This window comes from Bradyrhizobium sp., assembly GCF_030646015.1.
Classification (GTDB): domain Bacteria; phylum Pseudomonadota; class Alphaproteobacteria; order Rhizobiales; family Xanthobacteraceae; genus Bradyrhizobium.
The window spans coordinates 1-4,548 of sequence record NZ_JAUSLT010000063.1; the positions used below are offsets into that span (position 1 = coordinate 1).

Below are 4,548 nucleotides of genomic sequence, written 5' to 3' on the forward strand. Positions count from 1 at the left end.
ACACCATCGAGGATACCGAGGCTACCCGCGCCGAAATCGATCAGGTTTTCGGCCACGAGATCGGCGCCCTGGTGGAGGGGCTCACCAAGCTGAAACGGCTGGAACTGGTGTCGCGCGAGGCCAATCAGGCCGAGAACCTGCGCAAGCTGCTGCTGGCGATCGCCGACGACGTCCGCGTTCTCCTGATCAAGCTCGCCGATCGCCTGCACAACATGCGCACGCTCGAATTCGTGCCGCCCAACTCGCGCCGCCGCATCGCCGAGGAGACGCTCGACATCTATGCGCCGCTCTCCGGCCGCATGGGCATGCAGGAGATGCGGGAGGAGCTCGAAGACCTTTCGTTCCGCATGCTCGATCCGGAAGCTCACGCCGTGGTGATGCAACGGCTGGAAGCGCTGGAAGAGCGCAACCGCAATTTGATCGGTGAGATCGAGAGCCAGCTCACCAAGAATCTGCAGAAAAACGGCATGACGGCGCATGTCTATGGCCGGCGCAAGCGGCCGTTTTCGATCTGGACCAAGATGGAGCGCAAGTCGGTCGGCTTCGAGCAATTGTCCGATATCTTCGGATTCCGTGTCGTGATGGCCGACGTCGAGGCCTGCTACCGCGCGCTCGGCGTCGTGCACACCACCTGGCCGGTGGTGCCCGGCCGCTTCAAGGATTACATCTCGACGCCGAAGCAGAACGACTACCGCTCGATTCACACCACCGTGATCGGTCCCGGCAACCAGCGCGTCGAATTGCAGATCCGCACCGAGGAGATGGACCAGATCGCGGAACTGGGCATCGCCGCGCATGCGTTCTACAAGGATGGCGTGGGATCACCGACCGAACTCCTGAAGCGCGAATCCAATGCCTTCGCCTGGCTGCGTCACACCATCGGAATCCTGTCCGACAGCGCCAACCCGGAAGAGTTCCTCGAACATACCAAGCTCGAGCTGTTTCACGATCAGGTGTTCTGCTTCACCCCGAAGGGAAAGCTGATCGCGCTGCCGCGCGAGGCCAATGTGATCGACTTCGCCTATGCGGTGCATACCGACGTCGGCAACAGCGCGGTCGGCTGCAAGATCAACGGCAAGTTCGCACCCCTTTCGTCCGAGCTGCAGAACGGCGACGAGGTCGAGGTGCTGACCTCGGAAGCGCAGGCAGCACCCCCGTCGGCGTGGGAATCGCTGGCGGTCACCGGCAAGGCGCGGGCGGCGATCCGGCGCGCGACCCGAACCGCGGTGCGCGATCAATATGCCGGACTCGGCCGCCGCATCGTCGAGCGGCTGTTCGCGCGCGCCAAGATCGAATACGCCGACGACAAGCTCAAGGGCGCGCTGCCGCGGCTGGCGCGCGCCTCGATCGACGACGTGATGGCGTCGGTCGGACGCGGCGAGATGAAGGCCTCCGACGTCGCGCGCGCGATGTACCCCGACTACAAGGAAGAGCGGGTGGTGCGCTATGGCGCCAAGAAGAGCCTCGCGGTCAAGCTGAAGCTGAAAGCCGATCCGCACCATCCGGCGCGGGCCGCCTCGGTGATCCCGATCCGCGGCATCAATTCCGACCTGCCCGTGAAATTCGCGCCGAACGGCGGCGCGGTGCCGGGCGACCGCATTGTCGGGATCGTGACGCCGGGGGAGGGCATCACGATCTATCCGATCCAGTCGCCGGCGCTGAAGGATTTCGAGGAGGAGCCGGAGCGCTGGCTCGACGTGCGTTGGGACATCGACGAGACCATGCCGCAGCGCTTTCCGGCGCGGATCCGGATCGACAACGTCAACGAGCCCGGAAGTCTCGCCCAGGTGGCGACCGTGATCGCCGAGCATGACGGCAATATCGACAATATCAGCATGTCCAGGCGTTCGCCCGACTTCACCGAGCTCACCGTCGATCTCGAGGTCTATGACCTGAAGCATCTCAGCGCTATCATCGCCCAGTTGCGCGCCAAGGCCGTCGTCGCACGGGTCGACCGCGTCAATGGATAACCAAGCTCGTCATTGCCGGGCTTGACCCGGCAATCCATCTTTACGAAGAAGATGGATACGCGGGTATATTGGGTGAAGACGCGCTTCGCGCTTTTGCCCGCGCGTGACGGTTCGAGTGTCTTTGTCGTCCTCCAAACTGCGTCGGAAGTCCGCATGCCTGCTCCCCCCCTGCGTCTCGGCGTCAATGTCGACCACGTCGCCACCCTTCGCAACGCCAGGGCGGGCGAGCGGCCGGATCCGGTGCGTGCGGCCCTGGTCGCGATCGAAGCCGGCGCCGACGGCATTACCGCGCATTTGCGCGAGGATCGCCGCCACATCCGCGACGACGACATGGCGCGGCTGAAGGCGGAGATTTCCAAGCCGCTGAACTTCGAGATGGCGGCGACCGAGGACATGCTGCGGATCGCGCTGGCGACCAAACCGCACGCGGTGTGCCTGGTGCCGGAACGCCGCGAGGAACTGACGACCGAGGGCGGCCTCGACGTGGTCGGGCAGCACAATGCGCTGGCGCCGTTCATCGCGCGCCTGAACGATGCCGGGGTGCGGGTGTCGCTATTCATCGCCGCCGACCCCGCCCAGATCGAAATGGCCGCCAGGCTGCGTGCGCCGGTCATCGAGATCCACACCGGCGCCTGGTGCGATGCCGTCGTCGACGGCCACGCCGCAAAAGCGGAATCCGAATGGCAGCGCATCGTCGCCGGCGCCGCACTGGCGCGCGCGGCAGGCCTCGAGGTCCATGCCGGCCACGGCCTCGATTATGCGACCGCGGAGACGATCGCGGCCGTGCCCGAGATCATGGAGCTGAACATCGGCTACTATATGATCGGGGAGGCGCTGTTCGTCGGGCTCGGGGAGACCGTCCGGACCATGCGGGCGGCGATGGACCGCGGGCGCGCGAAGCTCGCAAGCGGCGATGCCAAGAGGCGGACGGGCAGGGCATGATCATCGGCATCGGCTCCGACCTGATCGACATCCGCCGGGTCGCCAAGGTGATCGAGCGCCACGGCGACCGCTTCCTCGACAGGGTTTTCACCGACGCCGAGCGCGCCCGGGCCGGGCGCCGCGCCAATAGCGAGAAAATGGTGGTGGCGACCTATGCCAAGCGGTTTGCCGCCAAGGAGGCCTGTTCCAAGGCGCTGGGCACCGGGATCCGCCGGGGCGTCTGGTGGCGGGATATGGGGGTGGTCAACCTGCCGGGGGGGCGGCCGACCATGCAGCTGACCGGCGGGGCGCTGGCCAGGCTTCAGGCGCTGACGCCGGAGGGCCTGGTGGCACGAATCGATCTGTCGATTACCGACGATTGGCCGCTGGCGCAGGCCTTCGTCATAATTTCGGCGGTCAATCCGGTCAAAGCCTGAGGCGCCGGCGCCGGCATCTTCCGCGGTCCGGTGCAAAACTAAAAATCCTCGCCAACTCAATGGATTAGCAAGTTTTGATGCGACCGTTGATTGCGCGGCTGCGAACAACCGTCTAAAACGCCGCAGGGATATCGAACAGGGCGAGTTCAGGCCAGCGCCGGGACTGGTCCACAATATCAGAATCAAGAGCATTTTCTTGACGCGAAGCGAAAAGCGATTCGCGTGAGGAAAATGCTCTGCCACCGCGCGTCGATCGCGACGGAAATTGGGAAAGCGATGAGCGTGACATCCGGCACAAAAACTGAAAGCGGCTTGGGTGAAACCATCCGCGTCGTCATCCATGCGCTCCTGATCGCCCTCGTGATCCGCACCTTCCTGTTTCAGCCCTTCAACATCCCCTCGGGATCGATGAAGGCGACGCTGCTGGTCGGCGATTACCTGTTCGTCTCGAAATATTCCTACGGCTACAGCCACTATTCGATCCCGTTGTCGCCGCCGTTGTTTTCCGGACGCATCTTCGGCTCCGAGCCGGCGCGCGGCGATATCATCGTGTTCCGCCTGCCGAAGGACGATTCCACCGACTACATCAAGCGCGTGATCGGGCTGCCCGGCGACCGCCTCCAGATGAAGGAGGGCCTGCTCTACATCAACGAAGCGCCGGTCAAGCGCGAGCGGCTCAGCGACTTCATCGGCGAGGACCCCTGCGGGTCGTCCGACGCCACGGCGCGGGTCAAGCGCTGGAAGGAGACGCTGCCGAACGGCGTCACCTATGAGTCGCTGGATTGCGTCGACAACGGATTCTACGACAACACCACGGTCTATACCGTGCCGGCCGGCCACCTCTTCATGATGGGCGACAACCGCGACAACTCCACCGACAGCCGGGTATTGTCGGCGGTGGGCTACGTGCCGTTCGAGAACATCGTCGGCCGCGCCCAGATGATTTTCTTCTCCATTGCCGAGGGCGAACACGCCTGGATGTTCTGGCGCTGGCCGACTGCGGTGCGCTGGAATCGCATATTTTCAATCGTGCGATGAACGACGAATCGCCTGATCTCCAGACCTCGTCCGTGTCCGGCGAAGCGCGCCCCCAGCCCGACGCCGGCAGCGAAGTGGCGGTGAAGAAGAAGCGCAGCAAGGTCAGCGCCAGGGCCGCCACCGCCGCGATCGAGGCCCGGGTCGGGCACAAATTCGCCGATCCCGATCTGCTGGCGACCGCA

4 protein-coding genes and 1 pseudogene are annotated in these 4,548 nt (G+C 64.6%); all 5 read left to right on the forward strand.

Annotated elements, in window-relative coordinates:
* Positions 1–1,970: bifunctional (p)ppGpp synthetase/guanosine-3',5'-bis(diphosphate) 3'-pyrophosphohydrolase (locus Q7T45_RS08660; protein ID WP_304869741.1), on the forward strand; the 1,970-nt coding region annotated here is incomplete at its 5' end.
* 153 nt (positions 1,971–2,123) lie between these two features.
* Positions 2,124–2,912, forward strand: a complete 789-nt coding sequence (locus Q7T45_RS08665) for a pyridoxine 5'-phosphate synthase (protein WP_304869743.1) — start codon at positions 2,124–2,126, stop codon at positions 2,910–2,912.
* A complete protein-coding gene (acpS, locus tag Q7T45_RS08670) occupies positions 2,909–3,328 on the forward strand; it encodes a holo-ACP synthase (RefSeq protein ID WP_304869745.1) in 420 nt (139 codons plus the stop codon). The genes Q7T45_RS08665 and acpS overlap by 4 nt, the downstream gene beginning before the upstream one ends.
* Positions 3,329–3,604: 276 nt before the next feature.
* Positions 3,605–4,366 carry a signal peptidase I gene (lepB, locus tag Q7T45_RS08675; RefSeq protein ID WP_304869747.1) on the forward strand — a complete coding sequence of 254 codons (762 nt, stop codon included), beginning with the start codon at positions 3,605–3,607 and terminating at the stop codon, positions 4,364–4,366.
* A pseudogene (locus tag Q7T45_RS08680) lies at positions 4,363–4,548 on the forward strand (ribonuclease III); the annotation flags it as partial. The gene lepB and the pseudogene Q7T45_RS08680, both read left to right, overlap by 4 nt.